The organism is Methylomonas rivi, from assembly GCF_024505165.1.
Lineage (GTDB): Bacteria > Pseudomonadota > Gammaproteobacteria > Methylococcales > Methylomonadaceae > Methylomonas > Methylomonas rivi.
On sequence record NZ_JANIBK010000342.1, the window covers coordinates 1 to 884 of the forward strand.

Here is an 884-nt window from a genome sequence, read left to right on the forward strand (position 1 = left end):
TGGAAGCTTCCGAACTGCGCTCGGCCGCGCGGACGCTGCTCCAGCGCCCGGTGGACTGGAGCAATCCCTTCGGCGACGGACTCGCCTACCGGCGCATTCTCGACATTTTGACCGCAAGCGCCGGCCGCCTTCATTGACGCATGGCCTTACCCAAATACCTCGTTCCGGCCGGCGACCTGATGCCGAATGCCATCGCCACGGCACTCTGCTTGGCCGTTTATCTGCTGTTCTGCCTGCAACAAGTCGTCATAGCCGACTGGCTGGGCAGCGGCGTGTCCCTGGGCGCAACCGCCATTCGCGTTTTTGTCGGCGCCGTTTCCGTTTGGTTGTGGCGGCGGCAAGGCATACCGCCCGTACTACGCCTGCCGTTTTTGGCCGTCCTGGCTTGCATGGCGGCGCTGGCGGCCTCGGTGCTGATGTCCGCGCACCCCGTTATCGCCGTCAAATTCGCGATCAAATACTGCACCGCCCTGCTGTTGCTGTGGACATTTCTGAATCTTGCACTGGCTTTTCCCGATTTCCCGCCGGCGGCGGCTCGGGCGGCGCTGCTGGCCCTCTGGGGCAATATCTTGTTGGGCATGGGCGTGCGTTTCGACAGTCCCGCCCTGAAGAGTTTTTCCCTGGCCTTCCATCCCGAAGCCAGTTTCAAATATCTGCCTAGGGTCTCCGGAATCTACGAACATCCGGCCATTTTCGGCGCGACCTCGGTCATGCTGGCCCTATTGGTCTTTCAGCTGTACGCGCAAGGCAGGTTGACGAAACCGGCCTTGCTATGGGCCATCCTGGGCGCCTGTCTGGCGCTGCTGCTGACGGAATCCCGCAATGCCTTGGTACCGCTATTGGCGTTTGCCGGCGGCATGGCGTGGCTGCGGCGGCGGGAGCTC

At 62.8% G+C, this 884-nt stretch carries 1 pseudogene; it reads left to right on the plus strand.

The features are described from left to right. Positions 1-140 precede the first annotated feature (140 nt). Positions 141-884 (plus strand): annotated as a pseudogene (locus NP596_RS21620) (O-antigen ligase family protein); the annotation flags it as partial.